At 64.5% G+C, this 25,216-nt stretch carries 30 protein-coding genes; 11 read left to right on the top strand and 19 right to left on the bottom strand.

The features are described from left to right. Nucleotides 1–381, bottom strand: coding sequence for a copper homeostasis periplasmic binding protein CopC (copC, locus tag S2M10_RS08820; RefSeq protein ID WP_037486754.1), 381 nt, complete (start codon nt 379–381; stop codon nt 1–3). Between the two features lie 133 nt (nt 382–514). On the opposite strand from copC, the gene S2M10_RS08815 reads away from it, so the two are divergent. From S2M10_RS08815 to S2M10_RS08775, 9 genes are all read left to right on the top strand, one after another. After that, a complete protein-coding gene (locus S2M10_RS08815) occupies nt 515–787 on the top strand; it encodes a hypothetical protein (protein ID WP_007406377.1) in 273 nt (90 codons plus the stop codon). Beyond that, nucleotides 787–1,227 (top strand): periplasmic heavy metal sensor, encoded by a 441-nt coding sequence (locus S2M10_RS08810; protein WP_037486783.1) that lies wholly within the window; start codon nt 787–789, stop codon nt 1,225–1,227. Before S2M10_RS08815 ends, S2M10_RS08810 begins: the two co-directional genes overlap by 1 nt. Next, nucleotides 1,224–1,790, top strand: coding sequence for an RNA polymerase sigma factor (locus tag S2M10_RS08805; RefSeq protein ID WP_037486755.1), 567 nt, complete (start codon nt 1,224–1,226; stop codon nt 1,788–1,790). Before S2M10_RS08810 ends, S2M10_RS08805 begins: the two co-directional genes overlap by 4 nt. 66 nt (nt 1,791–1,856) lie before the next feature. Next, the gene (locus tag S2M10_RS08800; RefSeq protein ID WP_007406393.1) at nt 1,857–3,782 is read left to right on the top strand and encodes a copper resistance system multicopper oxidase; all 1,926 of its coding nucleotides are present in this window, start codon (nt 1,857–1,859) and stop codon (nt 3,780–3,782) included. Further along, a complete protein-coding gene (locus tag S2M10_RS08795) occupies nt 3,782–4,909 on the top strand; it encodes a copper resistance protein B (protein WP_007406369.1) in 1,128 nt (375 codons plus the stop codon). The genes S2M10_RS08800 and S2M10_RS08795 overlap by 1 nt, the downstream gene beginning before the upstream one ends. A gap of 90 nt (nt 4,910–4,999) precedes the next feature. Continuing rightward, a complete protein-coding gene (locus S2M10_RS08790) occupies nt 5,000–5,473 on the top strand; it encodes a DUF305 domain-containing protein (RefSeq protein ID WP_168845733.1) in 474 nt (157 codons plus the stop codon). A 59-nt stretch (nt 5,474–5,532) separates the two neighbouring features. Continuing rightward, nucleotides 5,533–7,068, top strand: coding sequence for a PAS domain S-box protein (locus S2M10_RS08785; RefSeq protein WP_168845732.1), 1,536 nt, complete (start codon nt 5,533–5,535; stop codon nt 7,066–7,068). Continuing rightward, nucleotides 7,058–7,678: a response regulator gene (locus S2M10_RS08780; protein WP_037486757.1), complete on the top strand. Its 621-nt coding sequence runs from the start codon at nt 7,058–7,060 to the stop codon at nt 7,676–7,678. The genes S2M10_RS08785 and S2M10_RS08780 overlap by 11 nt, the downstream gene beginning before the upstream one ends. Before the next feature lie 83 nt (nt 7,679–7,761). Further along, entirely contained in the window at nt 7,762–8,166 is a 405-nt protein-coding gene (locus tag S2M10_RS08775; RefSeq protein WP_037486787.1) for a response regulator, read from the top strand. A gap of 181 nt (nt 8,167–8,347) precedes the next feature. On the opposite strand, the gene S2M10_RS08770 is transcribed toward S2M10_RS08775, so the two are convergent. The 18 genes from S2M10_RS08770 to S2M10_RS08685 form a co-directional block, all read right to left on the bottom strand. Then, complete coding sequence (locus tag S2M10_RS08770) at nt 8,348–9,493, bottom strand: MFS transporter (protein WP_231735490.1); 1,146 nt, start codon at nt 9,491–9,493, stop codon at nt 8,348–8,350. 83 nt (nt 9,494–9,576) lie between these two features. Continuing rightward, complete coding sequence (locus S2M10_RS08765; RefSeq protein WP_170172290.1) at nt 9,577–10,563, bottom strand: copper resistance protein B; 987 nt, start codon at nt 10,561–10,563, stop codon at nt 9,577–9,579. Further along, nucleotides 10,560–12,266, bottom strand: coding sequence for a copper resistance system multicopper oxidase (locus S2M10_RS08760; protein WP_015449263.1), 1,707 nt, complete (start codon nt 12,264–12,266; stop codon nt 10,560–10,562). The genes S2M10_RS08765 and S2M10_RS08760 overlap by 4 nt, the downstream gene beginning before the upstream one ends. A 25-nt stretch (nt 12,267–12,291) precedes the next feature. Further along, nucleotides 12,292–13,317 (bottom strand): alcohol dehydrogenase AdhP, encoded by a 1,026-nt coding sequence (gene adhP / locus S2M10_RS08755; protein WP_037569599.1) that lies wholly within the window; start codon nt 13,315–13,317, stop codon nt 12,292–12,294. A 25-nt stretch (nt 13,318–13,342) separates the two neighbouring features. Then, on the bottom strand, nt 13,343–14,863 hold the full coding sequence (locus S2M10_RS08750; protein WP_015449264.1) for an aldehyde dehydrogenase family protein: 1,521 nt from the start codon (nt 14,861–14,863) through the stop codon (nt 13,343–13,345). 252 nt (nt 14,864–15,115) lie between these two features. Further along, a complete protein-coding gene (locus tag S2M10_RS08745) occupies nt 15,116–15,445 on the bottom strand; it encodes a hypothetical protein (RefSeq protein WP_004212674.1) in 330 nt (109 codons plus the stop codon). Between the two features lie 147 nt (nt 15,446–15,592). Next, nucleotides 15,593–15,994 (bottom strand): hypothetical protein, encoded by a 402-nt coding sequence (locus S2M10_RS22395; protein WP_015449265.1) that lies wholly within the window; start codon nt 15,992–15,994, stop codon nt 15,593–15,595. Nucleotides 15,995–16,312: 318 nt separating this feature from the next. Further along, the gene (locus S2M10_RS08735; protein WP_168845731.1) at nt 16,313–16,603 is read right to left on the bottom strand and encodes a hypothetical protein; all 291 of its coding nucleotides are present in this window, start codon (nt 16,601–16,603) and stop codon (nt 16,313–16,315) included. Between the two features lie 228 nt (nt 16,604–16,831). Beyond that, on the bottom strand, nt 16,832–18,055 hold the full coding sequence (locus S2M10_RS08730; RefSeq protein WP_016743863.1) for a glycoside hydrolase family 130 protein: 1,224 nt from the start codon (nt 18,053–18,055) through the stop codon (nt 16,832–16,834). Nucleotides 18,056–18,387: 332 nt separating this feature from the next. Continuing rightward, complete coding sequence (locus S2M10_RS08725; protein WP_015449267.1) at nt 18,388–18,828, bottom strand: four-helix bundle copper-binding protein; 441 nt, start codon at nt 18,826–18,828, stop codon at nt 18,388–18,390. 14 nt (nt 18,829–18,842) lie between these two features. Beyond that, nucleotides 18,843–19,286 carry a DUF1622 domain-containing protein gene (locus tag S2M10_RS08720; RefSeq protein ID WP_007406411.1) on the bottom strand — a complete coding sequence of 148 codons (444 nt, stop codon included), beginning with the start codon at nt 19,284–19,286 and terminating at the stop codon, nt 18,843–18,845. After that, a complete protein-coding gene (locus tag S2M10_RS08715) occupies nt 19,273–19,995 on the bottom strand; it encodes a hypothetical protein (RefSeq protein WP_007406380.1) in 723 nt (240 codons plus the stop codon). The genes S2M10_RS08720 and S2M10_RS08715 overlap by 14 nt, the downstream gene beginning before the upstream one ends. After that, nucleotides 19,992–20,720 carry a hypothetical protein gene (locus tag S2M10_RS08710; RefSeq protein ID WP_009824015.1) on the bottom strand — a complete coding sequence of 243 codons (729 nt, stop codon included), beginning with the start codon at nt 20,718–20,720 and terminating at the stop codon, nt 19,992–19,994. Before S2M10_RS08710 ends, S2M10_RS08715 begins: the two co-directional genes overlap by 4 nt. After that, complete coding sequence (locus tag S2M10_RS08705; RefSeq protein ID WP_168845730.1) at nt 20,720–22,630, bottom strand: 2Fe-2S iron-sulfur cluster-binding protein; 1,911 nt, start codon at nt 22,628–22,630, stop codon at nt 20,720–20,722. The genes S2M10_RS08710 and S2M10_RS08705 overlap by 1 nt, the downstream gene beginning before the upstream one ends. Before the next feature lie 23 nt (nt 22,631–22,653). Beyond that, nucleotides 22,654–22,974 carry a hypothetical protein gene (locus tag S2M10_RS08700; protein WP_007406382.1) on the bottom strand — a complete coding sequence of 107 codons (321 nt, stop codon included), beginning with the start codon at nt 22,972–22,974 and terminating at the stop codon, nt 22,654–22,656. Between the two features lie 59 nt (nt 22,975–23,033). Next, complete coding sequence (locus S2M10_RS08695; RefSeq protein WP_007406426.1) at nt 23,034–23,255, bottom strand: hypothetical protein; 222 nt, start codon at nt 23,253–23,255, stop codon at nt 23,034–23,036. After that, nucleotides 23,252–23,731, bottom strand: a complete 480-nt coding sequence (locus S2M10_RS08690) for a heavy metal-responsive transcriptional regulator (RefSeq protein WP_007406417.1) — start codon at nt 23,729–23,731, stop codon at nt 23,252–23,254. The genes S2M10_RS08695 and S2M10_RS08690 overlap by 4 nt, the downstream gene beginning before the upstream one ends. A 140-nt stretch (nt 23,732–23,871) precedes the next feature. Beyond that, entirely contained in the window at nt 23,872–24,228 is a 357-nt protein-coding gene (locus tag S2M10_RS08685; RefSeq protein WP_004212653.1) for a hypothetical protein, read from the bottom strand. A 243-nt stretch (nt 24,229–24,471) separates the two neighbouring features. Here S2M10_RS08685 and S2M10_RS08680 point away from each other — a divergent pair, with 243 nt between their 5' ends. Beyond that, nucleotides 24,472–24,834: a hypothetical protein gene (locus S2M10_RS08680; RefSeq protein WP_007406428.1), complete on the top strand. Its 363-nt coding sequence runs from the start codon at nt 24,472–24,474 to the stop codon at nt 24,832–24,834. Between the two features lie 77 nt (nt 24,835–24,911). Beyond that, nucleotides 24,912–25,169, top strand: a complete 258-nt coding sequence (locus tag S2M10_RS08675) for a hypothetical protein (RefSeq protein ID WP_007683334.1) — start codon at nt 24,912–24,914, stop codon at nt 25,167–25,169. Nucleotides 25,170–25,216: the final 47 nt, after the last annotated feature.

Genomic DNA, 25,216 nt, shown 5'->3' with positions numbered 1-25,216 from the left:
CTATCGCACGATGAAGGCGAGATTGCCCTGGATGCGGTGCGTGTCCATCGAGACGACATGCCAGGTGACCTGATAGGTACCAGCGCCAAGCGGCTTGGCCAGTGTCAGCGCCAACGTCTTGTTACCGCCCTCGACCGCGGTCTTGAAGCCGGTCACCGCCATGCGATGGTTTGGCATGCCGGGCATACCGGTCATCACGATCTCGGCACCAGATAGTCTGGCCATCAGGCCTTCACTGAACGTCAGAGTGATACGCGACGGTGCCGAGACTCTGGCGTTGGCGGCGGGCGTTGAAGACACGAGCTTGGGATGTGCATAGGCCGGAGCCGAAACGCTCAGGCTGACGGCGGCGACAGCTGCGAAAGGCGAAAGGAAGCGCATTCGGGAATTCTCCAGTCATTGACATGAGAGAATACGCAGCTGCAGCCTGCACCCCTCTCAAATTTCTTTTCTGTTCCGAGCCAAGGGGTCGTGGGCCAGAATGCGTATTGTGAAGAGAAGACGGAGAAACACCATGGACCACCTTGACGAAATGCTCGCGAAATTGCGCGATGCCCCAATTGACCCCAGGCTTGCCGGCCTGGACAGCCGCGTCCTGACGGAAATCGCTAGGGTCCAGGCCATGCCGCGCTTGGGCGCAACGACGTTTGGTCTAGCCGCCGCAGTCGCGCTTTTCATCGGCATCGCGGGCTCCGCGGTTCCAATCGGGTCGGCGGACGCGAGCCCGATATCGCCCTTCGATGCGCAGTTGGCGCTCGCGCCCTCGACGCTGCTGGGCTCGCAATGATGCGGGACCGCCGCCGGCTCCTGCTCCTCCTACTGTTGACCTTTACCGCGGCGATCGCCGGGGTGGTGATCGGGCGGATCTATGTGGTCTCGGCACCGCCCGTGGAAAACGAACTGCACGAGCTGCTCCATCGGGATCTCAAACTGGATACGGCTCAGCACGCCCGGCTGGAGTTCATCGAGAAGAATTATGCCATTCGGCGTCAGGCACTTGAAGCCGAGCTGCGCGCCGACAATGCTCGCCTAGCAGAGGCGATTGAGGCGGAACATGGCTATGGCCCTAAAGTCGCGGCGGCAGTGGACCGCTCGCACCAAGCCATGGGCGCGCTGCAGAAGGAAACGCTCGAGCACATCTTTGCAATGCGTGCCGTACTTCGCCCCGATCAGACGCAGAAGTTCGACGACGCCGTAGTGAAAGCGCTGACGGCAAAGTCCGAATGACCATAATTCTCCCCGACTGCTCGGACGGGGAGCTTGCCGCTCTTGCACTCGTCGGCCGGCAGGCCGCTTTCGCCGAACTTGTGCGGCGACACCAAGGCTGGGTATTTCGGCTCGTGCGCAGCCATATAGGTGACGGAGAGGAGGCGCTGGACGTCACGCAGGCAAGCTTCGTCGCCGCCTTCGCCGCACTCAACCGCTATGACGCTGCGCGACCCTTCCAGGTCTGGATGTCCCGGATCGTCATCAACAAATGCCATGACTGGCGGCGCCGGCGCGCGGTCCGGAACTTCTTCTCCATGGCCCTGCCGCTGGGCGAGGCGGATGACGTCGCCGATGAGGCGCCGCTACCCGACCAGGCAATCGGCGCCGAGCAGCAACTGGCAGAGGCGATGAAAGCGATCGCCGCCCTGCCCGCCTCTCTCAAAGACACGCTCATCCTGCGGACGATCGACGAGAAATCGGAAGCCGAAACCGCCGAGATTCTCGGCATCAGCCAGAAGGCAGTCGAGACCCGCCTCTACCGCGCCCGCGCACGCCTCGCGGAAATGTTGAAGAAAGTTTGAGGGGGATGAGGCCGCGCTGCGTATTTCCAATAGGTCCGCCCTCTTTCTTAAAGCTGAGACAACCGAATGATTTCTGCTCTCGACCGCCGCCAGCTCCTTCGCGGCGCGGCCCTCGCCGGTGGCGGCGCCGCCTTGTCAGCCTGGCTGCCGGCCTGGGCGCAGACGATCTCGCCGGGGATGCGGCCGACGCTGCCGACCGTATCGGGCGAAGACATCACGCTGACGATCGCACGGCAGTCGATGAGCATCGACGGTCGCCAGTTCCGGGCAATCGGCGTCAACGGCACGGTCCCTGCGCCACTCATCCGGCTGCGCGAAGGCCAGCGCGTGCGGCTCAACGTCGTCAATCAGCTCGAGGAGGACAGCTCAATCCACTGGCACGGGCTGCTGGTGCCAGCCAAGCATGACGGTGTGCCAGGCGTCTCTTTCCCCGGCATCAAGCCTGGCGGCAGCTATCTCTATGATTTTCCGGTGATGCAGAGCGGCACCTACTGGTACCACAGTCATTCGGGCCTGCAGGAGCAGGAAGGCCATTACGGCCCGATCATCATCGATCCCGCCGGTGCCGATCCGGTCGCCTATGACCGCGAGCATGTCATCGTGCTCGCCGATCACAGCGCGCTCTCGCCGCAGGCGATCTTCCGGCGCCTCAAGGTCAACCCCGGCCATTTCAATTTCCAGCGCCAGACCCTGGCCGGGCTCCTGTCGGGCAAGGATCAGCCGCTCAAGGACCGGCTCGACTGGGGCCAGATGCGGATGGACCCGGCCGACATCTCCGATGTGACCGGATCCACCTACACCTATCTCGTCAACGGCCATGGTCCGATGGACAACTGGACCGCGCTCTTCACCCCGGGCGAACGGGTGCGGCTGCGGGTCATCAATGCGTCGGCGATGACCACCTTCAACGTCCGCATCCCCGGCCTGCCGCTGACCATCGTTCAGGCCGACGGGCAGAATGTGGTGCCGGTCACCGTCGACGAGTTCCAGATTGGTGTTGCCGAGACCTACGACGTCGTTGTCAGCCCAGGCGATGACAAGGCCTACACCCTTGTCGGCGAGGCGATCGACCGCTCGGGCATGGCGCGTGCCACGCTCGCGCCGAGGGCCGGCATGGCCGGCGAGGTTCCCCCCTTACGCAAACGGCCGCTCGCCGACATGAAGGACATGGGCATGGACATGTCCTCGATGCCGGGCATGGAAGGCATGGACATGTCGGGCGGCGCTATGCGGGGCGTCGATCCGACGGCCGAGAAGAACGCGTCCGCGCGCCTCGCGACCGGCGCGGCGGCAGCGATGGCGACCATGGACAATAGCGCCATGGCAGGCATGGATCATTCGGGGATGGATCATGGATCGATGGCCGGCATGGACCACGGCGCGATGGGCGCCGATGGCCAGATGGCGGGCATGGATCATGGCGGGCACGCGATGGGCTCGATGAAGATGCGCGACTTCTCGAACGCGCCGCAGGTGAAGCGCGACCCGAGCGTCCAGACCATCTCGCCGATGCCCGTAGACCGCACCGGCGAGCCCGGCCAGGGCCTCGCCGACGTCGGCCACAAGGTGCTTGTCTACAGGGACCTGATGGCGCTCGATCGCAATCCGGACGTGCGCGCGCCGAGCCGCAGCATCGACATTCACCTCACCGGCAACATGGAGCGGTTCATGTGGTCGTTCGACGGCGAAAAAATGTCGGACCATCACGAGCCGATCCCCTTCATCGAAGGCGAGCGGGTGCGCGTCAATCTCATCAACGACACGATGATGGGGCATCCGATCCATATTCACGGGCATTTTTTCGAGCTGGTGACGGGGCATGGCGATCATGCGCCGCGCAAGCATACGGTGATCGTCCAGCCCGGCGGCAAGGTGACCTGGGACTTCACCGCCGACGCGGTCGGCGACTGGGCCTTCCACTGTCATCTCCTCTACCACATGCATGCAGGGATGATGCGGGTCGTGAGCGTCCGTCCGAAGGGAGACGCGTAATGACCCGCATCCTCACGCCGCTGGTGAGCGCGATCGCCCTTCTCTCCGCCGCGCCCGCCTTTGCCCAGGATCATTCGATGCACGGCATGCCCGGCATGGCGCCGCCGGGCGAAGTGGCGCCGGCGCAGGAGAAGAAGAAGGACAAGGCCGCCGCCAGGCCGCGCGCTCAGACACCAGCGCCGGACGCCACCTCGGCGATGGACCATTCGCAGCACCAGGCCAGTCCTGCGCCGCAGGGAGATGCGGCCGGTCAGCCGCAACCCGCGTCTCCCGCGATGCCGGAGATGCCGGAGATGCCGGGTATGGACCATTCGCAGCATGGCCAGACAACGATGCCGGGAATGCCCGCCATGCCCGGCATGCAAATGACCGGCACGGCGCTTCCGGCCGGCAATGCGCCCCCGCCGCCTCCCCCAAGCGACCACTTCGCCGATCGTGATTTTCCCGGCGGCGAGATGGCGCGCTCGCGCGACATCATGATGAAGGATAGCGGCGGCAACAATTTCGGGCAGGTGCTGCTCAACCTGTTCGAGTATCAGGCGCATAGCGGCCGCGATGGCTATCGCTGGGATGGCGAAGGCTTTTACGGCGGCGACATCAACCGGCTCTGGCTCAAGAGCGAGGGCGAAGGCGAGTTCGGCCGCGGCATCGACAGCGCCGAGGTGCAGGTGCTCTACAGCCGGGCCATCGACCCCTATTTCAATCTTCAGGGCGGTATCCGCCAGGACTTCGGCCGCGGGCCCGACCGCACCTACGCGACGATCGGCGTCGAGGGCCTGGCTCCTGGCATGTTCGAGGTCGAAGGCGCGCTGTTCCTCTCGACCAAGGGCGATGTTCTGGGCCGGGTCGAGGGCTATTACGACCAGCGCATCACCCAGCGCCTGATCCTCCAGCCGCGCGCCGAGGTCAATTTCGCCGCACAGGATATTCCGGAGAACGACATCGGTTCGGGGCTGGTCAACATAGAGCTCGGCGCGCGCCTGCGCTACGAATTCAGCCGCCAGTTCGCGCCTTACATCGGCGTTTCCTATCTGCGCAAAGCCGGAGACACGGCGCGGCTGTCGAGGCTTGCGGGCGAGGACGTCCATGCCACCAGCTTCGTCGCCGGCGTTCGCTTCTGGTTTTAGCATCAGGACGGCTGATGGCGGGGGCGAACAAGAGAGCGGGGCGTTACACTCATACCCAGGTCGGCCGGCGCCGAGCGAAGGAGATACGCCATGGACCATTCGTCCCACATGAACACCCGGAAGATGGGCGCCTATTGGAGCCTTGCCGTTCAGACCGTCATCAGCGGCGTCATCATGTATCTGGTGATGTTCGTCATGATCGACGGGCTCGACAGCTTCTACAACAACCTCAACATGCTCTACATGACGCTGATGATGGTCGCGCCGATGGTGGTGCTGATGATCCTCGCCATGGGGCACATGTTCGCGTCGAAGGCCGCCAACATCGCGCTGATCGCCGCGTCGCTGGTCGCCTTCTTCGGCAGCTTTGCACTCATCCGCACCCAGACCACGATCGGCGATACGGCATTCCTGCGCTCGATGATCCCGCATCATTCCGGTGCGATCCTGATGTGCCGGGAAGCACAGCTGAGCGATCCGGAGGTCATCCAGCTCTGCGACTCAATCAAACGGTCGCAACGTCAAGAAATCGACGAAATGAAGGCCATTCTCGCGCGCCGCTGAGCGTAAAGCGCGGGCTTCGCCTGCCCTTGTGCGCTCGGCCAATGATGTGAGTTGGACCGATGGTCGACACCGGGCGCACGGCGGAAGATATGGAGAGGGAAGTGGCGCGGCTCGCGCCGCTTTTCCTCCGACAGGCTGGCGGGCATGTCCTAACTCTGCTGAATGCCGGCGGGATAGTGTTGAGCTACAACGAAGAGGGCGAGCGTGCCGAATGTTGGCCGCTCGACCGTGTTCTGGCACAGCCGCACCACCTGTTCTACCCGCCAGACGAGATAACGGCAGGACGGCCCCGCGCCGACTTGGACGCCGCTCTGCGCGAAGGCACTCTGGAGCGTGAAGCCTGGCGAGTCTGCGAGAACGGCTCGGAATACCTTGCGCGATTGACCATCACTGCGCTGTTCGAAGACGACGCCCATCGAGGCTTTGCCTGCATCAGCCGGGATGTCACCGACGAGGCGGCGGTCCGGGCTTCAAACGAAACGCGCGAGCAGCATCTGCAATCGATCCTGGCGACCGTACCTGATGCAATGATAATAATCGACGAGGCCGGCGTCATCACCTCGTTCAGCGCTGCTGCCCAGCGCATGTTCGGCTATTCGGAAGCCGAGCTCGTCGGGCAAAATGTCTCCTGTCTTATGCCTCAGCCCGACCGCGACCGGCACGACGAATACATCGCGCATTATCTGCAGACGGGCGAGCGCCGGATCATCGGTCTGGGCCGCGTCGTTGTGGGTCAGCGCCGCGACGGCTCGACCTTCCCGATGCAGTTGTCGGTCGGCGAGGCCGGTGAAGAGGGCCAGCGGCTTTTCACAGGGTTCATCCGGGATCTCACCGCCAAGGAGCAGGATGAGCTCAGGCTCAAGGAACTGCAAGCGGAGTTGGTTCATGTCTCGCGGTTGAGCGCGATGGGTACGATGGCCTCCACGCTTGCTCATGAACTCAATCAGCCGCTCGCCGCAGTGGCGCTCTATCTCGAAACCATTCGGGACATGCTCGCTGTCCAGGATGATGAGCCATTCGTCTCTCTTCGGTCCGTAATGGACGATGCCGCTCAGGAGACGCTGCGCGCTGGCCACATCGTCCGGCGCCTCCGCGACTTCGTCGCACGCGGTGAGGTCGACAAGAGTTTGCACGACCTGCCGCAAGTCATCACCGAGGCAAGCCAACTGGCACTGGTCGGCGCGCGCGAGCGGGGCATCCGTAGCTTCTTCGCAATCGACCCCGCAGCCACGCCGGTCCTCATCGACAGGGTGCAGATCCAGCAGGTGCTCGTAAACCTGATGCGCAACGCCGTTGAGGCCATGGCAGAATCATCGATCCGCGACCTCAAAGTCGCGACGAGTTTGCGTGCCGACGGCCTTGTCGAGGTTACGGTGGAGGATACCGGCCCCGGGATCGCGGAAGAAATTCGCGAACAACTGTTCATGGCGTTCACATCGACGAAGGCCGACGGCATGGGCCTTGGCCTCTCGATCTGCCGGACGATCATCGAAGCACATGGCGGCCGCATCTGGATGGAGCGCTCCGACCGAGGCGGCACGTGCTTTCACTTCACGCTGATCCACGCGCGGGCGGAGGAGGAACATGGGGGATAGACGCATCATTCATCTGGTCGACGACGAGGAGAGCATCCGCAAGGCGGCAAGCTTCGCGCTCAAAACCGCGGGCTATGATGTCATCGCCTACACCTCCGGAGTGGAATTTCTCAGGACAGCGAAGTCCGCCGAAGTAGGCTGCGTTATCTTGGATGTGCGGATGCCTGAAATGGACGGTCTCCAAGTCCAGACCACTATGGCTGCGCGTGGGATCAACATGCCGGTCATCGTCCTGACCGGCCACGGCGATGTGTCGGTAGCTGTGCAGGCTATGAAAGGCGGCGCGATTGACTTTCTCGAAAAGCCCTTCGAGAAGGCTGCCCTGCTCGAGGCCGTGAGGCGCGCTTTCGCTCGTCTCGACGATGTCGACCTTCGCGCGCTGGAATCGTCGGAAGCCGAGGTGCGGGTTGCTGCCTTGACCCCCCGCGAGCAGGAAGTGCTGGAAGGATTGGCGAACGGCTTGCCCAACAAGACGATCGCCTATGATCTGGGTTGCTCATCCCGGACGGTCGAGGTTCACCGCGCCAGCCTCATGGCCAAGCTCGAGGTCCGCAATCTCTCTGAGGCGTTGAGGATCGCCTTTGCTGCCGGGTTCGGTCGCAAGACGTGATAACTGCGCCCTCTACGTAGCGACGAGGATGCCGCATCGTGCGAGCCATTGCCGTGATGCAACAGGTCCTCATGTCGCGCGAGATGTCTTCGTTTTCTGACACACAAGGTGATGGGCGCTACACCATCCTCGTCTCCGACGACGACCCGGGTGTTCGGCGTGCCCTTCAGCTTCTCCTTAGATCCCGTGGCTACTGCGTCTGTAGCTATACAAGTGGTAGCGCGCTTTTGGCCGATTCGCGTGCCAAGCGAGCCAATTGCCTGATTGTTGATTATCGCATGCCGGACATTGATGGCTTTTCGATCCTGCGCCAACTCCGATCGCTGGGCTGGTCCGGATGCTCCATCATGATTTCGGGCTTCCATGACGAGGTTCTCGCCCGCCGCGCTGCCGACGCGGGCTTTGATCACATGATCACTAAACCACTAAGGAGCCGTCTACTCCTCGAGGCAATCGGCCGTCACAGACGCCTCTCGTCGAATGAGTAAATGGACCGCGTCCGACCGCCAACGCTAAAGAGGCCAGGTGGGGACACGAGCACGTCGTTTTTCCAGAGGAAACCAACCCAGCTGCGCCCAAGGGCCTTGCCCGCGGCTGGGCTCATTTGTCACAGCAACACATCTTGGATAGTGGTGGACGGTACGCTTCATATCGATTTACGCGCTCCCCTTATCCGCCTGACGAATTAGCACCTGAAGAGGGCCGTTTCCAAGCTAGTGGCAGGACCACAAGCAGCAGGAGCGACAGGCCGGCAATGCTCCAGAGGACGAGAGGCTGAGCGCCGGGTGCGGCGAAAGCGAGCGCCACGGGCGCCAGTGCCTGCCCGATGCTGGCAGCCGAATGCTGGAGGCCAAGCCTCACCCCTGAGGCCGCCGCAGAACCGCTGATCCAGAAGCTTGTGACCAATCGCAGGCTCGCCGAGCTCCAACCGGCGACCAGGATGAACACGCTCATATCGGCTATGCTTGATGCGAGTGGAAAGGCAACGAGCGCCGCTGCCAGCAAACCGAGCGTCAATCCGGCAAGACGCCCGGGAACCTTCACTAACCAATCGAGCCTTGCATGAAAGATCTGCGCCGCCAGCATGCCGAATCCGCAAAGACTGAGCATCCAGGCGATCTGCTCGCGGCTCAGCGAGACCGCACTGCGCGTCATCAGGAGATTGACGTGCATAGCGGCAAGCCCGGCCCCCGCAGCGATCGTGATGAGTAATAGGACTCCCGTGGCGCAGACTGTCGGCGGCGGCGGATCTCCTGAGTCGAGGCAGTGCGCACAGCGGCCTGGCAGGCTTACAAGGCAAAGCGACCCCGCGACGGTGCCGATGCTGGCAGCAACGATCATGAGCGGCGCGCCGGGCATGATCGCAACGGAGGCTTCCGCCAAAAGCGGTCCGCCGAGGTCTCCCAAAAATACAGACCCCGTCAACCAGGTGAAACGCCGCGCCTGCTCCCCACGGCTGACCGCGGCGAAACTCGCACTGAGCAGCGCAAGCGGTATGATGGCGGCGGCCGCCATCCCCGCGACCGTGCGCAAAACGTAGAGAGTCGGCAGAGCTACGAGGCCAACTGGTGCAGTCACCATCGCGAGGATAATGAGCGCTGTGCGCAACATGACGCGGTAGTCGACCCGGTCGGCAATCCAGCCCCAAAGCGGTGCCGCCACCAGTGCTGCCAGCGGGTGGACGGCGGTCAAGCTCGCGACATGAAAATCATGCGCCGAGGAAAGCCCGCCGGGATTTGGGTCGACCAGGGTCGGAAGGAAAGCGAGAATGGCCGTCTGCCCTGCCGAGGCCGACACCGCCGCGAGCAGCAACACAATGAAGGAGGATTGACCACGCTTGCCATCGTGTGATTCGCCTTGGGGAACAAGCGGGTCAGCGGTTCGTCGGAGAGCCGGTATCACCACCAAGCGCGCAAGCCGATCACCAGCCGGTGTTCGGATGACCCCTCGCCCCGCAGGCGTCGGAAGCCCGCCGTGCCATCGAACGCACGCTCCCAGACGAAGCCGATATAGGGCGCGAACTTGCGCGACACCTCGTAGCGCAACCGTCCGCTCAGCTCGACATTGCTGAAGCCGCTGCCAAGCTGCCGATCTCTCGACCGCTTCGAATAGATATTGGTCTCTACCTGCGGTGTGAGGATCAACCGATTGGTGAACAGGACCTCATAGGAGGCCTTGGCGCGCGCCGCGAGACGCCCATCGGTCCCTACATAGCCGGTGAGCTGGACGTCGAACCAATAAGGCGCCAGTCCCTCGACGCCGGCGGCCAGCCATGTCGTCGCGCCCTTGCCGAGATCCTGCCTGACCCCGAGCAGCGTGCCCCAGAACGGGTTCTTGCTGTGCCACCACAGCGCCTCGACGCTGCTCTCCGGATCGAGACGTTGGTCGCGGGAGTTCTTGAGGCCCTGGCTGCGCAGCCAGAGCTTGTCATTGTCCTGACCCTTGGTGACGAGCACGGTCCAACCCACGCCCTGACCCTCGTTGCCGCTGGCGAATTCGAGCTCATCGACAAGTATCTTGGGGATCGAGAGCTTGTCGGCCATCTCATAGCCCGGCAGCGTCGAGTTGCGATAGCCGTCGGCATAATCGTCCGAGTTGCGCGCGTCCGGCGGGGCCTTGCCACCCTGCATCGAGCCCATGTCCATCGTGGCGCCGTTACCGGACGCCTTCGTGTCGGTCATATCCATGCCCGGCATGTCCATGCCCGCATGGTCCTGAGAGCCTTGCGCGGAAGGGGTGTGCTGAGCGGGAGTGGCCGTTTGGGCAGGGGTGGCGGCGGGCGACGGGGGCGAGGCATCCTGCGCGAGGGCGGGAGCCGTGATCGCCGGCGCCAGGAAGAGGGCAGCGCCAAGAGCGATGCCGCGCGAGGGGAAAATCCGGATCATGCGACCACCACCTCCCGGAACATGCCGGCCGCCATGTGATAGAGCAGATGGCAGTGGAAGGCCCATCGGCCCATGGCGTCGGCGGTGACGCGGAAGCTCACCCGCTGGGCGGGCTGGACCACGACCGTATGCTTGCGGACCTGGAAGGCGCCGTCCGGGCCTTCGACATCGCTCCACATGCCGTGCAGATGCATCGGATGCGCCATCATCGTGTCGTTGACGAAGGTGACGCGCAGCCGCTCGTTTGGCTTGAAATGAAGCGGCCTGGAATCGTTGAGCTTGATGCCGTCGAGCGACCAGATGAACCGTTCCATATTGCCCGTCAGATGCAGCTCGATGTCGCGCTCGGGCTCGCGCGGGTCGGGATCGCCGCCCGGCGTGCGCAGATCGGCCAGCGTCAGCACGCGCCAGCCGCGCCCGCGCAGCCCGGCGCCGGGATCGTCGAGATTGGTGCGCGGATAGTCGACGCGCATGTCGGTATTGGCGCCATATTCGGTGCGGGCGTGCCGTGCCCTGGCCGGCATCTCGGTCATGCCGTGCCCGGCATGCGCGTCGCCTCCCATTGCGCCCATCGTCGCCATCGCGCCCATCATGTCGACCGGCTCGAGCCAGGTCCGGGCATCGAGCGGCGGCACGGCTGCCGCCATGCCCGGGGCCGGTGCGATCGTGCCACGCGCATAGCCGCTCCGATCGATCGCCTGCGCGAAGATGGTGCGGGCGCCGCCCTCGGGCATGGTGAACTCGACGTCGTAGGTCTCGCCCGGGCCGATCCGGAATTCCTCGACCGTGACCGGCTCGACCGGCTGCCCGTCGGTCGATACGACCGTCAGCTCGACCCCGGGGATCCGCACGTCGAAGAACGTCGCCGTCCCCGCGCCGACGAAGCGCAGGCGCACGCGCTCGCCGGGCGCGGCGATACCGGTCCAGTTGCCGGCGGGCGGCGCGCCGTTCATCAGATAGGTGTAGGTCGCGGCAGAGACATCGCTGTAGTCGGTCGGGTTCATCCGCGAGCTGTTCCACATCCGCCGCCGCTCGAGCGCCTTGCCCAAGCCCATGGTGCCGACATCCTTGAGGAAATCGCCGGCGGTCGGCTGCGCAAAATTATAGTAGCTGCTCTGCTTCTTGAGATTGAGGAAGATCTGCAACGGCGGCTCGTCCGACCAGTCGCTGAGCACGATGCAATAGTCGCGATCGGGCGCCCGCGCCGTCGGCACCTGTTTTGGCTCCACGATGATCGCTCCATAGAGTCCCGTCTGCTCGGCGAGCGTGTGAGCGTGATACCAGTAGGTTCCGCTCTGGCGGACCTCGAAGCGATAGGTGAAGGTCTCGCCCGGCGCGATGCCGGCAAAGCTGATGCCGGGCACGCCGTCCATCTCCGCCGGCACGATGATGCCGTGCCAATGGATGCTCGACATCTCCTTGAGGCCGTTGCGTACGCGCAGCGTGACCGTGTCGCCTTCGCGCAGGCGCAGGACCGGCGCGGGCACGCTGCCGTTCACGGCGGTCGCGATACGGCGTTTGCCGGTGAAGTTGACCGGCAGCTCGGCGATCTCGAGGTCGAACTCGGTCCCGCTCAGCTCAGCGGGCAAGGTTGGTGCGGATCGCGCGAGAAGCGCCGGGGCGAAACCGGCGACCGCGCCGCCGATCGCCAGCCCCTGGACGAAACGGCGCCGCGCGATCGGCCGGATATGTAAGGGAGACATGAACTGTACTTTCGCGAAGTCGGCTTCAGGCGAGGTCGAGGACGATCCGGCCCTCGATGTCGCCATGATGCATGCGGGAGAAGACGTCGTTGATGTTCTCGAGCCTGTCCGCATGGACCGTGGCCTTGACCTTGCCCTCGCCGGCGAACGCCAGTGCCTCGAGCAGATCGAGCCGCGTGCCAACGATCGAGCCGCGCACGGTAATGCCGTTCAGCACGGTGTCGAAGATCGACAACGGGAAGTCGCCCGGCGGCAGGCCGTTGAGCGCGACCGTGCCGCCGCGCCGGACCATGCCGAGCGCCTGCTGGAACGCCTTGGGCGAAACGGCGGTCACCAGCGCCCCGTGCGCGCCGCCAATGGCTTTCTTGAGCGCTGCCGAAGGGTCCTCGTTGCGCGCGTTGACCGTCAGTGTGGCGCCAAGGCGTGTAGCGAGGTCGAGCTTGCTATCGTCGATGTCGACCGCGGCCACATTGAGACCCATGGCTCGGGCATATTGCACCGCCATGTGGCCGAGCCCGCCAATGCCGGAGACGACCACCCACTCGCCGGGTCGGGCCTCGGTGGCCTTCAATCCCTTGTAGACGGTGACGCCCGCGCAGAGGATCGGCGCAATGTCGAGGAAGTCGACATTGTCGGGAAGGTGACCAACATAGTTGGGATCGGCGAGGACATATTCGGCAAAGCTGCCATTGACCGAATAGCCGGTGTTCTGCTGTTCGTGGCAAAGCGTCTCCCAGCCACCCAGGCAATGCACGCAGTGCCCGCAGGCGGTGTAGAGCCAGGGCACACCGACCCGGTCGCCTTCCTTCACATGGGTGACGCCTGCACCGACGGCGGCGACATGCCCGACGCCTTCATGGCCAGGAATGAAGGGCGGGTTGGGCTTGACCGGCCAGTCTCCTTCTGCCGCGTGCAGGTCGGTATGGCACACGCCGGTTGCCGCAATCTTGACCAGGATCTGCCCGGGGCCGACCGCCGGGATCGGCGCCTCCTCGATGACCAGGGGCTTGCCGAATTCGCGGACGACCGCCGCCTTCATGGTTTTCGCCATGTCCGTTTCTCCTTTGAGCGAGGGGTCAGAACAGGCCGAGCGCGTGCTCGTCATAGGAGACGAGCAGATTCTTGGTCTGCTGATAATGATCGAGCATCATCCGGTGGTTTTCACGCCCGAAGCCCGATGCCTTGTATCCGCCGAAGGCGGCATGGGCGGGGTACTGATGATAGCAGTTGGTCCAGACCCGCCCGGCCTCGATCGCGCGGCCGAGCCGGTAGGCGGTGTTGCCGCTCCGGGTCCAGACGCCCGCGCCAAGACCGTAGGCGGTGTCATTGGCAAGTGCGATCGCCTCCTCGACCGTCTTGAACGTGGTGACCGACAGGACGGGACCGAAGATCTCCTCCTGGAAGATGCGCATGTGGTTCTGACCCACGAACACGGTCGGCTGCACGAAATAGCCCTGGTCGAGCGCACCGCCCGGCAGCGCCCTGGCGCCACCGACCAGACACTGCGCGCCCTCGGCCTTGCCGATATCGATATAGCCCAGGATCTTGTGGAGCTGGTCCTCCGACGCCTGCGCGCCGACCTGGACCGACGGGTCGAGCGGATCGCCCTGGCGGATCGCGGCGACGCGCGCCACGGCACGCTCGATGAAGCGGTCGAAGATCGACTCATGGATCAGGGCGCGCGACGGGCAGGTACAGACCTCGCCCTTGTTGAAGGCGAACAAAGTAAAGCCTTCGAGCGCCTTGTCGAAGAAGGCATCGTCCTCGTCGAGCACGTCCGCCATGAAGATGTTGGGCGACTTGCCGCCAAGCTCCATCGTCTGGGGGATCAGATGGTCCGCCGCGGCGTGCATGATCTGCTTGCCGGTGACGGTCTCGCCGGTGAACGAGACCTTGGCGATGCGCGGATTGGCGGCGATCGCCTGGCCAACGGTCCGTCCCGGGCCGGTAACGACATTGAGCACGCCGGGCGGCAGGATGTCGGCGGTGAGCTCGGCGAACATCAGCAAGGTGAGCGGCGTCTGGGATGCGGGTTTGATGACGGTGCAGTTGCCCGCCGCCAGCGCCGGGGCGATCTTCCACGCCGCCATCAGCAGCGGGAAGTTCCACGGGATGATCTGGCCGACGACGCCGAGCGGCTCGCGGAAATGATAGGCGATGGTGTCCGCATCGATCGTCGAGATGCCGCCTTCCTCCGCCCGGATGCAGCCGGCGAAGTAGCGGAAATGGTCGATCGCGAGCGGCACGTCGGCAGCGCGCGTCTCGCGGATCGGCTTGCCATTGTCGATCGTCTCGGCAAGTGCCAGCAACTCCAGATTGTCTTCGAGCCGGTCGGCGACGCGATTGAGAATCCTGGCGCGTTCGGCGGGCGCGATCCTTGCCCATTGATCCTTGGCGGCGTGCGCCGCATCGAGCGCGCGCTCGACATCTTCCGGCGTCGACAGCGCGAACTCTGCGATCTGGGCGCCATTGATCGGGCTCGTGTCGGCGAAATACTCGCCGCCCGCAGGAGCGCTCCAGCGGCCTCCGATGAAATTATCATAGCGGTGTCGGAAGGAGGCCGCCGCGTTAATGGTCCCGATCGCCTTCTCGAACATAACCTGACTCCATCTCTATCGATGGCCTGACGGAGTAATCTCTTTGCCCGGGTGGCCTATAAGTAAGTTCCGCAGAAGGTAGTCTGGTATCGGGGTCGCGGGCTTGAGGGTCAGACACGCCAACAGAGCCGATGACTATTCATCGACTCCTGAACGTATTCGCGCACGCCTGATCGGAATTATGCCGAGACAGGCGTTACTCGGCCGAGTCTTCTTTTGGCGAGGGCGGCGCTTGGCATTCCAATTCTGGCGTTACGCCCGGACGCGCTTTAGGCTCACCCAATCGCCTTTCTGAAGCGTCCCGTCCCTCACGCGGAAATGAGCATAATGGTCGTCGAAAATCTGGTCGACTTCGACATGACCGACAAGACGGCGGTGGCGCGGCGTTGCGTGATAGACTTCGAGTATCTGCCCGATGTGCGCGCCATCGGCCTTACCCAGGCAGGCCACTGTGCCGCCCGCATCCATACGGACGATCTTGCCGCGCATGAACAAGCTATGGCCGATACCCTGTGCGAGGAGCGGCGTGCTGCCAAAGAGCAGAAAGCCAACAGCAGCACCGACGCCAAGATGTTTTCGCATCGCTGTTTCCTCTGTCAAGTCAGACGCTCGGACCCGGTTTTGAAAGCTGGGAGCACGGGGCGACGCTGGGCATCGTCAAAGAACTGGCCCGCCGCGGGGGAACGGCGGGCCCTCAGCCCCTGGGGTCTGTTCTCGGGGCTGGAAACCTCACATGTCGCTCATCGGCTTGTCGGCCATGGGCTTGGCGGTCTTCTTCTTCGCCGCCGGCTTGGCCTTCTTCATCGGCATCTTGCAGCAGCCACTCTTCGCCTTACCGGCCATGCCCGAGCCGTTCGATGCAGGCGAGCCGCCGGACATGCCGGCCATCCCCGACATGCCCTGTTGATCCTGCTGGGCCGGTTGCCCCTGCTGCTTCTGCGCGCCGGCCTGATGATCCTTCATCATCTGATCGTGCATCTGCTGCCCGCCATGATCCATGCCCTGCTGGTGGGCATGGGCCGGCGCAGCCTGCGCGGGCGCGGGCGTCGACTGGGCGAGAGCGGTGCCGGCGGCGAAGGTTAGCGTCGCGAAGAGGCTGACGGGCGCCGCGAGAAATGTCGTCTGTCGCATTGAGGGTCTCCGAGTGTTCTTCCTGTTGCCCGATCGACGTTCCGATCCCGGCAATTCCGAAGCTTCAATGCTGCTAGCGAGACGCTGTCTGTATACGTAAGTTACGAATCGAAATCCGATCGGCCGTGTGCCTGCTGGAGCAGGCGCGTAAAATGATGATCCGGGATCGATCAAAAATGTGACCCGGCCTGGTTTTCTCGTCCTGAGACCGGCCAGAAAAGCGATTGGCCCGCCGTGGGAACGGCGGACCAAGGCTTCGGTTGAAAGCGGCCATGATCTTGTCCGTCAACCTTGTCGTCTGATGGAATGATGGCAGGGTCAGCAACCACCGTCCGACCTGTGTGACATGCCGGAGGCGCCGTCCTGGTCCTGCGAATCCCGCATCGCCATTCGATGGCCCTGCATCATCTGGCCGTGCATCTGCTCCTTACCGTGAGCCATGCCCTGCATGTGGGCAGGATCGGGCTGGGCAGGCGCCGGCCTGGCCTTGAGGGTCTCCTCAAGATCGGGCATGCCCGGCGGCATCCCGTCCGCCTGCACCGGTCCGGCACTGACGGCGAGGAAGCCGAGAGCTGCGAGCGAAGCGATCATTGCCGTCTTCTTGCGCAAGTATCCATTCCTTCAAGTCTGGGTTTCCCGTTCGATCGAGCATATGCCCGGTCGATTGTCGCCCCTTCCGGAGCTTGCCCGTGAAATGGTGTCACCTTCCGCCTTGCTGTATACGTAATGTGCGAAGTCCGTCTCTGAGATGGCCATAAATTATCGCACTGGCATCGTTGTTGTGCCGATGTGTAACTATGGTTCGGACTCGAGAGCAGGACAGGTCGGCAACAGTGACTAATCCATGGCGGCCAGCAGACGCTCGAGAGGAATAGTGGCAAAAGTGGTGAAGCTGTCAGCAATGGCATAAGGCAGTACCAGCACCCGATTATGTACCATCGCGCCGCAGCTGTAGGCTACGTTTGGCACATAACCTTCGCGCTCATCCATGTCCGACCGCAAAAGCGGTAGCTTCGTCCGCGCCAGCAGCTTCGAGGGATCGTCACGGTCCAGCAGGCACGCCCCGATGCAATAGTTCCGAACGGCGCCGACTCCATGAGTTACGACCAGCCAGCCTTCGTCGATCTCGATCGGCGATCCGCAATTACCGATCTGGACAAACTCCCAAGGCCAGCGAGGTTCGATGGCTTTCGCTCCGCCACTCCAGTCGTGAATGTCCGCGGACGTCAGGAACCAGATATTTTCGTTATCCTCGCGCCCAAGCATGGCAAAGTGCCCGGCAATGCGTCGGGGGAAAAGCGCCATGCCCTTGCTACCGGTGGCATCCCCACGCAGCGGTCTGAGTTCGAATGTCCGGAAGTCCGGCGTGGACAACAACTCCTGCCGGACGGACTGGCCGCTAAATGCCGTATATGTACCGAAATAGGTGGCTCGGCCATCGTCGTCCAGGAAGCGGACCAAGCGAAGGTCTTCGATGCCACCACGCTGGCTGGGGGTTGTCGGAAAGATCACGATCTCCGAGAGATCGTGGCTGCCATCGCACTTGATCCGAATGCCCGCGTCCGGCCCGTCCTCGCCGGAGATGTTTTCAGTCTCCAGCACGAGCGGCATGGGGCTCGGAGGATTGATTGCTATGGTTCCGTCCGCGGCGCAAAACCCGGTGCGAAAGGTGACGGAGGAGATATGCCCCTCGCCCACGCCTCGCAGGGAAAGAATGAATCGGAGAGAGTTTTCAGGTACAGCAGACTGGTCAGGATGCAGGACGATGCTCGGATTGAAAAGCGCTGCTGCCTCATAGGAATATTCGTTGCAAAAATGGGCACCGATCAAGAGCGCCTGTTCATGGGTGACCTCGCAATCACAGACGATGATGCCATCAACCTCGTGGAACCGCCGCAAAAACAGGGACGGAACCTCACGATGCCTTCCCGAGAAATCATCAAGAATGCGTTGCAACTCATCGTGGAGCGATGCTGGGTCGAGCGCCAGGACGCGGTCGGCGATGCGCTGCGCACGTGGCTGATCCGGTACCGCATATTTATAGGTTTCCGTCGACGGCATATAGGGTCTGATCACTACCCTTGCTGGATTGGGGCGGAGCAATTCGGGTAGCCGGTTGACAAATTCGGCGGTTGACACTGACTTCTCCAATACAGATCGACCGTGGAGCGTTCACGCAATCGTAAAGATGGTGCTCGGCATTACCCGACTATCGGGTGGCGGCACGGAAGGCTCCGGCGATGGCGGGTGCGATGATTTCCGCCGTTGCCGGATACTCGGACTTTGTGCCACGTGCCATGATCGCTGTCCTGGCGTAGTTGTCGGACACACAAGCTGTGACCGGGGGCTCTGGCCTGAACGTGACTATGTGGGGCACGTGCGAAGCGCGCCGCTCAGCTCGACATGTCCGCCATCGTTCGGCAGCTCGCCGCGCATTTCTTGCAGGTGGCCGAGCAACGCGCGATCCGCTGGTCCGCGCTATGGCGTCCGCATTCCTCGGCGCAGCGCTCGCAAGCGTCGGCGCAGGCGCGGCAGACGATGCGGTGCAGGGCAGATTCCCGCAGCATCGAGTTGGCGGTCGCCTGGCACAGTTCCGCACAGTCGTTCAGCATGGCGATCAGCGACGCCGTAGCTGACGCGCCGCCTTGCTTCGTCAGCCAAGCGGCGGTTTCCAGGCACATGCGGTGCGAAGCCACGCAATCGTCGATGCAGTCCGTCATCGACATCGCCATCCCTTCCATTCGATGCTGCTGCGCCGCCGCCGGCACAGCCAGCGTTCCGGCGGCGGCAAGGCCGGCGCCGGCCATCAGCAATTCGCGTCTCTCGATCATCATGCACCTCCCATCTGCTATCCCTTGAGCGCTGTGCCGCATCCGGCGGCCTCAGCCGTCGCAGGCGACCCATCCGACGCCGCACGCGCCTTCTCCCGCGCCATCCGGGTTTCCTCCCAGGGCCAGTGGCCGTTGATCTCGACCCCGAGCGAGATGCTCAGGAAGGTCCGCACCAGCACCAGCCCGGCCAGAACGATGAGATCGTCGAGCGTTGGGTTGATCACCAGCGACTTGACGATGTCGCCGGCGACCAGAAATTCCAGGCCGAGCAGGATGCTGCGGCCGAGCGCCGAGCGGAACGCGCTATAGGCCTCGGTTCGGTCGCCCGCCCTCGCCCGCCGCGCAAACAGAAAGGTTGCGAGCCCCGCGCCGACCAGGATGGTCAGCGTGCCCGCCAGTTCCAGGCCGATCACCGCGAGCCGGAAGAAGGCGCTCAGCCAGTCGGCCTCAATGGTGATCATACCAGCCTCGCTTGCGGATATTGTTGAAGCTGTCGGTGGCATGACAGGCATAGCATTGATCGACGCGCGCCTTCGATCCGGCTGCGCGCTGCGAGACCATGCTGAAATGCTCCATGAAGTGACTCGGCGGCGCCTTGTGGCACTCGGCGCACTGCGTCGAATTGACCGATGGATGGCGATAATTGGCGATCTTCCAGCTGTCGGTCTTGTGACAACTCGCGCAGTCGGTGCCGAACAGGCCCTGGTGCGGATCGCGGAACGCATGGCAGCTCGCGCAATTGAGCGCGGTCTCGGGGGTCAGGCTTCGAGTGTTTGTCGACATGCCCGCCAAAGGCTGCCGCCACTTTGCCATGTCGAGCAACGCGGCGTGATCCATGCGGATGATGCCGCGCTCTCCCTCATGTTCGACGTGGCAGGAGGTGCACTGCGTCGCTTTCGCGTGGAACTGCGTCGACTGCTTCGTCCCGAAATCCGTGCCTGCATGGCAGGTGAGACAGGTTCGGGTTTCGACTCCCTTGCCCGGCGTGTGGCAGGCCGTGCATTGGCCGGCGAAGGACTGGTGCGCGCTCGAGAGCGGGCCGGGCGAGACGAGCTGCGCCACCAAGCCGGCATCCCTCGGCGCGTCCGATCGCATCCGGATCGCGACCGCGGCGACCATCACCAGCAGGGCTGCGATGAAGACGGCATAGGAAAGACGCTGCCAGCTCATAGCCAGCGCAGCCCGTAATAGATCGCCGCGCCGACGTGGAGCGCGAGCAGCGCGAAGATGAGACAGCCCAGCAGGATGTGCAGGAACCGCCATCGCGCGAACAGGGTGTTGGTCGCCTCTTCGGCGCGGATCGCGAATTCGGTATCGGCCAGCGCCGCGGCGATCCCCGCCCTGTTCTGGGGGTGCTGGCCCGCGGGCGCATCCCCGGCGACGAACAGATAGCGCCTCCAGCCCGACAGCGGCGCGGCTGCGGTATCGGCCTGCGCCGGCGCCGCCGGCTCCTCAAGGAAGGCGGCGCGAAGCGAGGCCAGTTCCGACCTGCGTCCGCGCAGCGCCCGACCAAGCTGGGCAAGCAGGTAGCGGCCGATGAAGCCGGTGATGACCGTCATCAGCAGGAGGACGGTCAGAAGCAGTCCGACCGGGCTTTCGAGCTTGTGCGCGGCGTGGACCAGACCCAGGATCGGCGCCAGCACGCCGGCATAGATGTGGATGGCGAGCAGGGTAGGCTTGCTGACGAGCCGGGAGAGCACTTTGTCGACCCAGGCGATGTGCTTGGCCGCGACATAGGGAAGCGTCAGCAGCATCAGCACGAGCGCTGCGATCCCGATGATCCCGCCAGCGAGGCTGCCCGGAAAGCGCGGTGACACATGCACGAGGTAGCCGAACGGGAACAGCAGCAGGAATGCGACCAGCAGGCCGACGGCGATGTCGCTGCGTTCGCGCATCAGGCTTCGACCACGAGCGGCGTGCCCGTGCCCTTCGCCTGGCACGCGAGCACATAGCCCTGCGCCTTGTCGGCGGGCGCGAGGCCGGACTCGACCTCCATCGTTACCTCGCCCTGCAGCAGCTTGACCACGCAGGCGCCGCATGTGCCCGCACGGCAGGCATAGGAGATCTCGACGCCCGCGCCCTCGGCCGCCTCGAGCACGGTCTCGTCCGCGGGCAAGGCCGCCGACACCCCCGACACGGAGAAGGTCACCGTGCTCGGCGCCACCTCGGCGCTCGGGGCCGGCTTATCCGCTGGCGCGGGCGCGGGTTTGACCTCGAGATCCTCGTGGTCGGCCGGCAGCGAGGCCGGACCGAACGCCTCGGTGTGCAGCTGCGCTTCGGGGACGCCAAGTTCCGCCAGCACGCCGCGCATCGCGCCCATCATCGCCGGCGGGCCGCACATATGGATCCGCCGGCTCGCGATCTCCGGCACCGCGGCCAGGATCATCTCGCGGGTGATCGGCCCTTCGGGGCCCATCCAGACGGTGCCGGGCGCGCGCTGCATCGCGGCGACGACATGGAGGTTGGGAAAACGGCGTTCGAGCCGCTCGAGCTCGTCGCGGAACACGAATTCCTCGGTCGACCGAGCGCCGTAGAAGAAGAAGATATCGCCCTTCCACGCGGTGTCGGTGAGATAGCGCAGCACCGACATCATCGGGGTGATGCCGACCCCGCCCGCGATCAGCACGATGCTCTGCGCATCCGTTCCCGTGAAGGTGAAGGCGCCGAACGGTCCGCTGACCTTCAGCAGATCGTCGGCGACGACCTTGTCGTGCAGGTGTCGCGAGACCACGCCCTGCTCCTCGCGCTTGACCGTCAGTTCGACATAGGCCCGCTGGGTCGGCGAAGAGGCGATCGTGTAGGAACGGCGCGCGGTCTTGCCCGCTTCGGGCTCTACCTCGACCTGCAGGAACTGGCCCGGCAGGAAGTCGAACGGCAGCCGGTCGGCGGTCGGGTCCGCGAGCCGGAAGGTCAGCACGCTCGGCGTCTCTCGCACGATCTGGACCACGCGCAGCTGCCCCGCCCAGCTTTTGGGCTTGCGCAGCGACGCCCCAGCGGGTGCGGCCGCATTGCTCGGCGCGAGCCCGGCGCTGTCGGCAACGGGTGCAGGCGCGGGCGCAACCCTGGTAGCGGGAGGGGCAGCCTTCGGCTCCGGCTTTGCTGGAACCTTGGCGGTGGCGACACCGCCGGCGATCGCCCCGATCCGCCGTAGGCGGAAGATCTGCAGCGCGATAAGCGTGGCGCTCACCAGCCCCAGGAACAGCATGAGAAGGAGGTGCGAGGGCGAGATGCCGAACCAGTGATCGGCATGGCCGGGCGCGGCCTGGTCGATGTCGAGCTGATCGCGCAGCCAGGCAAGCCCGACCTCCCGGGGCGGCTGCAAGCCCCCGATCGCGCCCTGCGCGGCGGTGCCGGAGCGGAACAGGTCGGTTCCCTCGCGCAGGCGCCGCGCCGCATCGAGCCGGGCCGAGACCGTGGTCGCACGCGCGCCGTCGGCCGAGGCGGCGTTGATCATCGCCAGACCCGTGCTTACCCGTTCGCCGGCCTGCGCAGCGACCCGCTGCCTTGCCGCTTCGTCAAGCGCGGGAAAGGCGAGCAGCTGCGAGATGAAGCCGGTCCGGCGCGATTCGTGGCCGTGCTCATTCTCCCCTTCCCCATTGATCATGCGATCCATCATGGGGTTCATCATCTTCGCCATGTCCGACGACCCCGGCTCTGCCGGTGCGGACATGCCCCCGCCGGCCGGCATGCCTGCGCCATGATGCGCGGCATGATCCTCGCCCTCCTGCGCGCCCGCGCTCGCGGACAGGCTGAGAGCGATTGCGCAGCCGAGGCTCAAGCGTCGAAGGCTGATCCGCCTGGACATCCTCATCCCCTTAGTGTGCGAGCCTACATATCCTTCATCGGCATCGCCGCATTGCCCGGCGCGGGATCGGGTGCCGGCGCGGTCTGGTTGCCGGCCCCGGCGCGCATCGCGTCATGGTCCATCGCCTGACGGTGATGCCGCTCCATCTCGGCCTGGTTGCTCATCGCGTCCATCGGCGCCGCGTCTGCAGCGTTGCCGCTGTCGGTCAGGACCGGGGTGGCGGCGACGCTGTTCGCCGCGGGCGGCACCGTCTGGTCGGCCTGGCGGTCGCAGCCCGAAAGCGCGAGCGCCAGCAACAGGCTTCCGCCGACAAGTGGAAGGGCTTTCTTCGCATGGTCGATCATGGCTTTGCTCCTTGGCTTGAAAACTGTGTCCGGGCGCCATCCCGGGCGTCCGGACCGGCTCATTGCGCGCTGCGCAGAATCCGGAGACACCGGTCGTGCGAGAGGTTCATCGGGTTGCGCCCCTGCCCCTTCATCTCGCCATGATCATGCGGCGTCTGGAGACCCATATTGCCCTCCATCGCCCGGCAACTCTCGACCTGCGCCGAGGTCGGCCGCGTGGTCACACAGGCGCCTAGAAGCAGCGCCGGCGTGAGGACGGCGATCAAACGCATTTTCTTCATGACAAAACCCCTTTCGCTCGTGGTGATCGTTCGTCCTGCGCTGCCTGATGTTTCTTGTTATGCTGCTGGTCTTTCCGCCGCGCCGTCAGGAAGGCGAGGATCGGGCAATCGGAGACCGGCACTTCGCCCGGGCATTCGTCGGCGAGCATCCGCAGCATGTCGCGGATATCCGACAGGCGCTCGAGCCGGGCTTCGGCGTCCGCGATCTTGGCAAGCGTGATATCGAGCACGGCCTGGGCATGCGCGGTGTCCGACGCCCTGAGCGCCAGCAGCTGCCGGGCCTGTTCGAGTGTGAAACCAAGCTCCTGCGCCGAGCGGATGAAATTGACGCGCTCGAGGTCGGTCGCGTCGTAGAGCCTGTAGCCCGCTGCCGTGCGCGCGGGCTCGCGCAGCAGGCCCATCCGCTCATAATAGCGGATCGTATCCCGCCCCACGCCTGCGGCCGCGGCCAGTTCGCCGATCTTGAAATTGCCCATGTCATCCGCTCGATCATGCCGGTTGGACCATGGTCCAGGGTCAAGCGGTTTCGCTTTGACCCCGAACGGTCTCCTCGTCGCCGGCGGCCCGCTGCCCCGACGCGTCGCAGGGCAGCCCGTGCCGCCGGGCCACCGGCTTGTCAGTTCTTGCGAAGCTCGACGATGTCGTGCCTGGCAGGCGTGCCGTCGGCGACGGACACGTGCGCGAAGTGATCGTCAAAGATATGGTCGATCGTCACATGGCCGACGAGCTGGCGGTGATAGGTCGGCGCCACGCCCTTGGACGGACCCGGATGGGTCACGACGCGATAGACCTCGAGCTTCTGGCCGACCTCGGCGCCATCGGCCTTGCCGATGCAGACGACCGTGCCGTTGCTGCCCGTGTCGACGATCGAGCCGCGCATGAACAGGCTGTGCCCGATGCCCTGGGCCATAGCGGGGACGGCAGCAAGCATCGAAATGCCGGCAAGCGCGACCATGAGAGTTTTTCTGACCATATTCACCTCCTTGGATGGTAAGCCACCGCCCGGACTTTGCCGAGGGGAAGAGCGTCTCTTCAGGCTTGGGACTACGGTCCCGGGTCCAGCCTCGATATACGTAGAGGCCGCAGCCGATCTTCTTCCCCGGGCCGGATCTTTATTGACGCGGAGTTGACGGAATCAGCCGTCAGCACTTCAAAATCCGCGCGGCGCGAGACTTTGGTTGGCTGCGCCCGCGAAACCCGATAGATATCGAGGCCCGTGAAACGCCTGCTCGCCCTCCTGCTCGTCATCGGAGCGCTGTCCGGTCTCTTCGGAGCCCAGATGGCGGCCGCGCACAGCGTGCCGCAGGCGGCAGGCGCGCCGCTGGCCAAGGGCATGGATGCGGACTGCATGGCGATGATGGCCAAGCAGCAGCCTGCGCCCAGCGAAAAGCCCTGCAAGGGCCTGACGCTCGATTGCATCGCCGCGATGGGGTGCGTGATCCCGCTGGTCGCAGCGGACCTGGCAGGCGGCGTTGCGCCTGCGCGTCTCTACGACGCGCCCAGCTTCTGGACGACCGACACGATATTGACTGGCAAGGCGGTTGCGCCCGAGCCGGATCCTCCCACCAGCCTTGCCTGATTGAACGAGCACGGGCTGCGCGCATCGATCGATGCGTGCGCGCCCGGTTTCCTTCTTTTCAGTCAAAGGTTTTCGTGATGATCAAACTGCTTCCGGCCGCCCTTGTGGCGGCCCTCAGTCTCGCCGCGCCTGCGCTTGCAACCGACGCGAGCCGCACGCCGCAAGGCCATTGGGAATGGCGGTCGGCGCCGCAATATGGTCCGCGGGCGACTGGCCCTGCGCGTGTCCGCATATGGGTGCCCGACAGCCGGGACATGGCCAGCTGCGATTGCGCGATGATGCAGGCAAGCGCCGCCGACTGCATGCGCGGCGCAGTCAGGTCGGACAAGGGCTAAACCCGCTCCGGAGCGGCGCGTCACATCTTGGCGCGCCGCCTCTGTCA

The organism is Sphingomonas sp. S2M10, from assembly GCF_012650175.1.
Classification (GTDB): Bacteria; Pseudomonadota; Alphaproteobacteria; order Sphingomonadales; family Sphingomonadaceae; genus Sphingomonas.
Note: the sequence above shows the minus strand (reverse complement) of the source record. Positions and strands in the feature narration are given on the sequence as shown.

Bases quoted from the DNA above. Each gene is read 5' to 3' on its own strand.
- copC (WP_037486754.1), bottom strand. From the start codon at position 381: ATGCGCTTCCTTTCGCCTTTCGCAGCTGTCGCCGCCGTCAGCCTGAGC.
- S2M10_RS08815 (WP_007406377.1), top strand. From the start codon at position 515: ATGGACCACCTTGACGAAATGCTCGCGAAATTGCGCGATGCCCCAATT.
- S2M10_RS08810 (WP_037486783.1), top strand. From the start codon at position 787: ATGCGGGACCGCCGCCGGCTCCTGCTCCTCCTACTGTTGACCTTTACC.
- S2M10_RS08805 (WP_037486755.1), top strand. From the start codon at position 1,224: ATGACCATAATTCTCCCCGACTGCTCGGACGGGGAGCTTGCCGCTCTT.
- S2M10_RS08800 (WP_007406393.1), top strand. From the start codon at position 1,857: ATGATTTCTGCTCTCGACCGCCGCCAGCTCCTTCGCGGCGCGGCCCTC.
- S2M10_RS08795 (WP_007406369.1), top strand. From the start codon at position 3,782: ATGACCCGCATCCTCACGCCGCTGGTGAGCGCGATCGCCCTTCTCTCC.
- S2M10_RS08790 (WP_168845733.1), top strand. From the start codon at position 5,000: ATGGACCATTCGTCCCACATGAACACCCGGAAGATGGGCGCCTATTGG.
- S2M10_RS08785 (WP_168845732.1), top strand. From the start codon at position 5,533: ATGGTCGACACCGGGCGCACGGCGGAAGATATGGAGAGGGAAGTGGCG.
- S2M10_RS08780 (WP_037486757.1), top strand. From the start codon at position 7,058: ATGGGGGATAGACGCATCATTCATCTGGTCGACGACGAGGAGAGCATC.
- S2M10_RS08775 (WP_037486787.1), top strand. From the start codon at position 7,762: ATGTCTTCGTTTTCTGACACACAAGGTGATGGGCGCTACACCATCCTC.
- S2M10_RS08765 (WP_170172290.1), bottom strand. From the start codon at position 10,563: ATGATCCGGATTTTCCCCTCGCGCGGCATCGCTCTTGGCGCTGCCCTC.
- S2M10_RS08760 (WP_015449263.1), bottom strand. From the start codon at position 12,266: ATGTCTCCCTTACATATCCGGCCGATCGCGCGGCGCCGTTTCGTCCAG.
- adhP (WP_037569599.1), bottom strand. From the start codon at position 13,317: ATGGCGAAAACCATGAAGGCGGCGGTCGTCCGCGAATTCGGCAAGCCC.
- S2M10_RS08750 (WP_015449264.1), bottom strand. From the start codon at position 14,863: ATGTTCGAGAAGGCGATCGGGACCATTAACGCGGCGGCCTCCTTCCGA.
- S2M10_RS08745 (WP_004212674.1), bottom strand. From the start codon at position 15,445: ATGCGAAAACATCTTGGCGTCGGTGCTGCTGTTGGCTTTCTGCTCTTT.
- S2M10_RS22395 (WP_015449265.1), bottom strand. From the start codon at position 15,994: ATGCGACAGACGACATTTCTCGCGGCGCCCGTCAGCCTCTTCGCGACG.
- S2M10_RS08730 (WP_016743863.1), bottom strand. From the start codon at position 18,055: ATGCCGTCGACGGAAACCTATAAATATGCGGTACCGGATCAGCCACGT.
- S2M10_RS08725 (WP_015449267.1), bottom strand. From the start codon at position 18,828: ATGATGATCGAGAGACGCGAATTGCTGATGGCCGGCGCCGGCCTTGCC.
- S2M10_RS08720 (WP_007406411.1), bottom strand. From the start codon at position 19,286: ATGATCACCATTGAGGCCGACTGGCTGAGCGCCTTCTTCCGGCTCGCG.
- S2M10_RS08715 (WP_007406380.1), bottom strand. From the start codon at position 19,995: ATGAGCTGGCAGCGTCTTTCCTATGCCGTCTTCATCGCAGCCCTGCTG.
- S2M10_RS08710 (WP_009824015.1), bottom strand. From the start codon at position 20,720: ATGCGCGAACGCAGCGACATCGCCGTCGGCCTGCTGGTCGCATTCCTG.
- S2M10_RS08705 (WP_168845730.1), bottom strand. From the start codon at position 22,630: ATGTCCAGGCGGATCAGCCTTCGACGCTTGAGCCTCGGCTGCGCAATC.
- S2M10_RS08700 (WP_007406382.1), bottom strand. From the start codon at position 22,974: ATGATCGACCATGCGAAGAAAGCCCTTCCACTTGTCGGCGGAAGCCTG.
- S2M10_RS08695 (WP_007406426.1), bottom strand. From the start codon at position 23,255: ATGAAGAAAATGCGTTTGATCGCCGTCCTCACGCCGGCGCTGCTTCTA.
- S2M10_RS08690 (WP_007406417.1), bottom strand. From the start codon at position 23,731: ATGGGCAATTTCAAGATCGGCGAACTGGCCGCGGCCGCAGGCGTGGGG.
- S2M10_RS08685 (WP_004212653.1), bottom strand. From the start codon at position 24,228: ATGGTCAGAAAAACTCTCATGGTCGCGCTTGCCGGCATTTCGATGCTT.
- S2M10_RS08675 (WP_007683334.1), top strand. From the start codon at position 24,912: ATGATCAAACTGCTTCCGGCCGCCCTTGTGGCGGCCCTCAGTCTCGCC.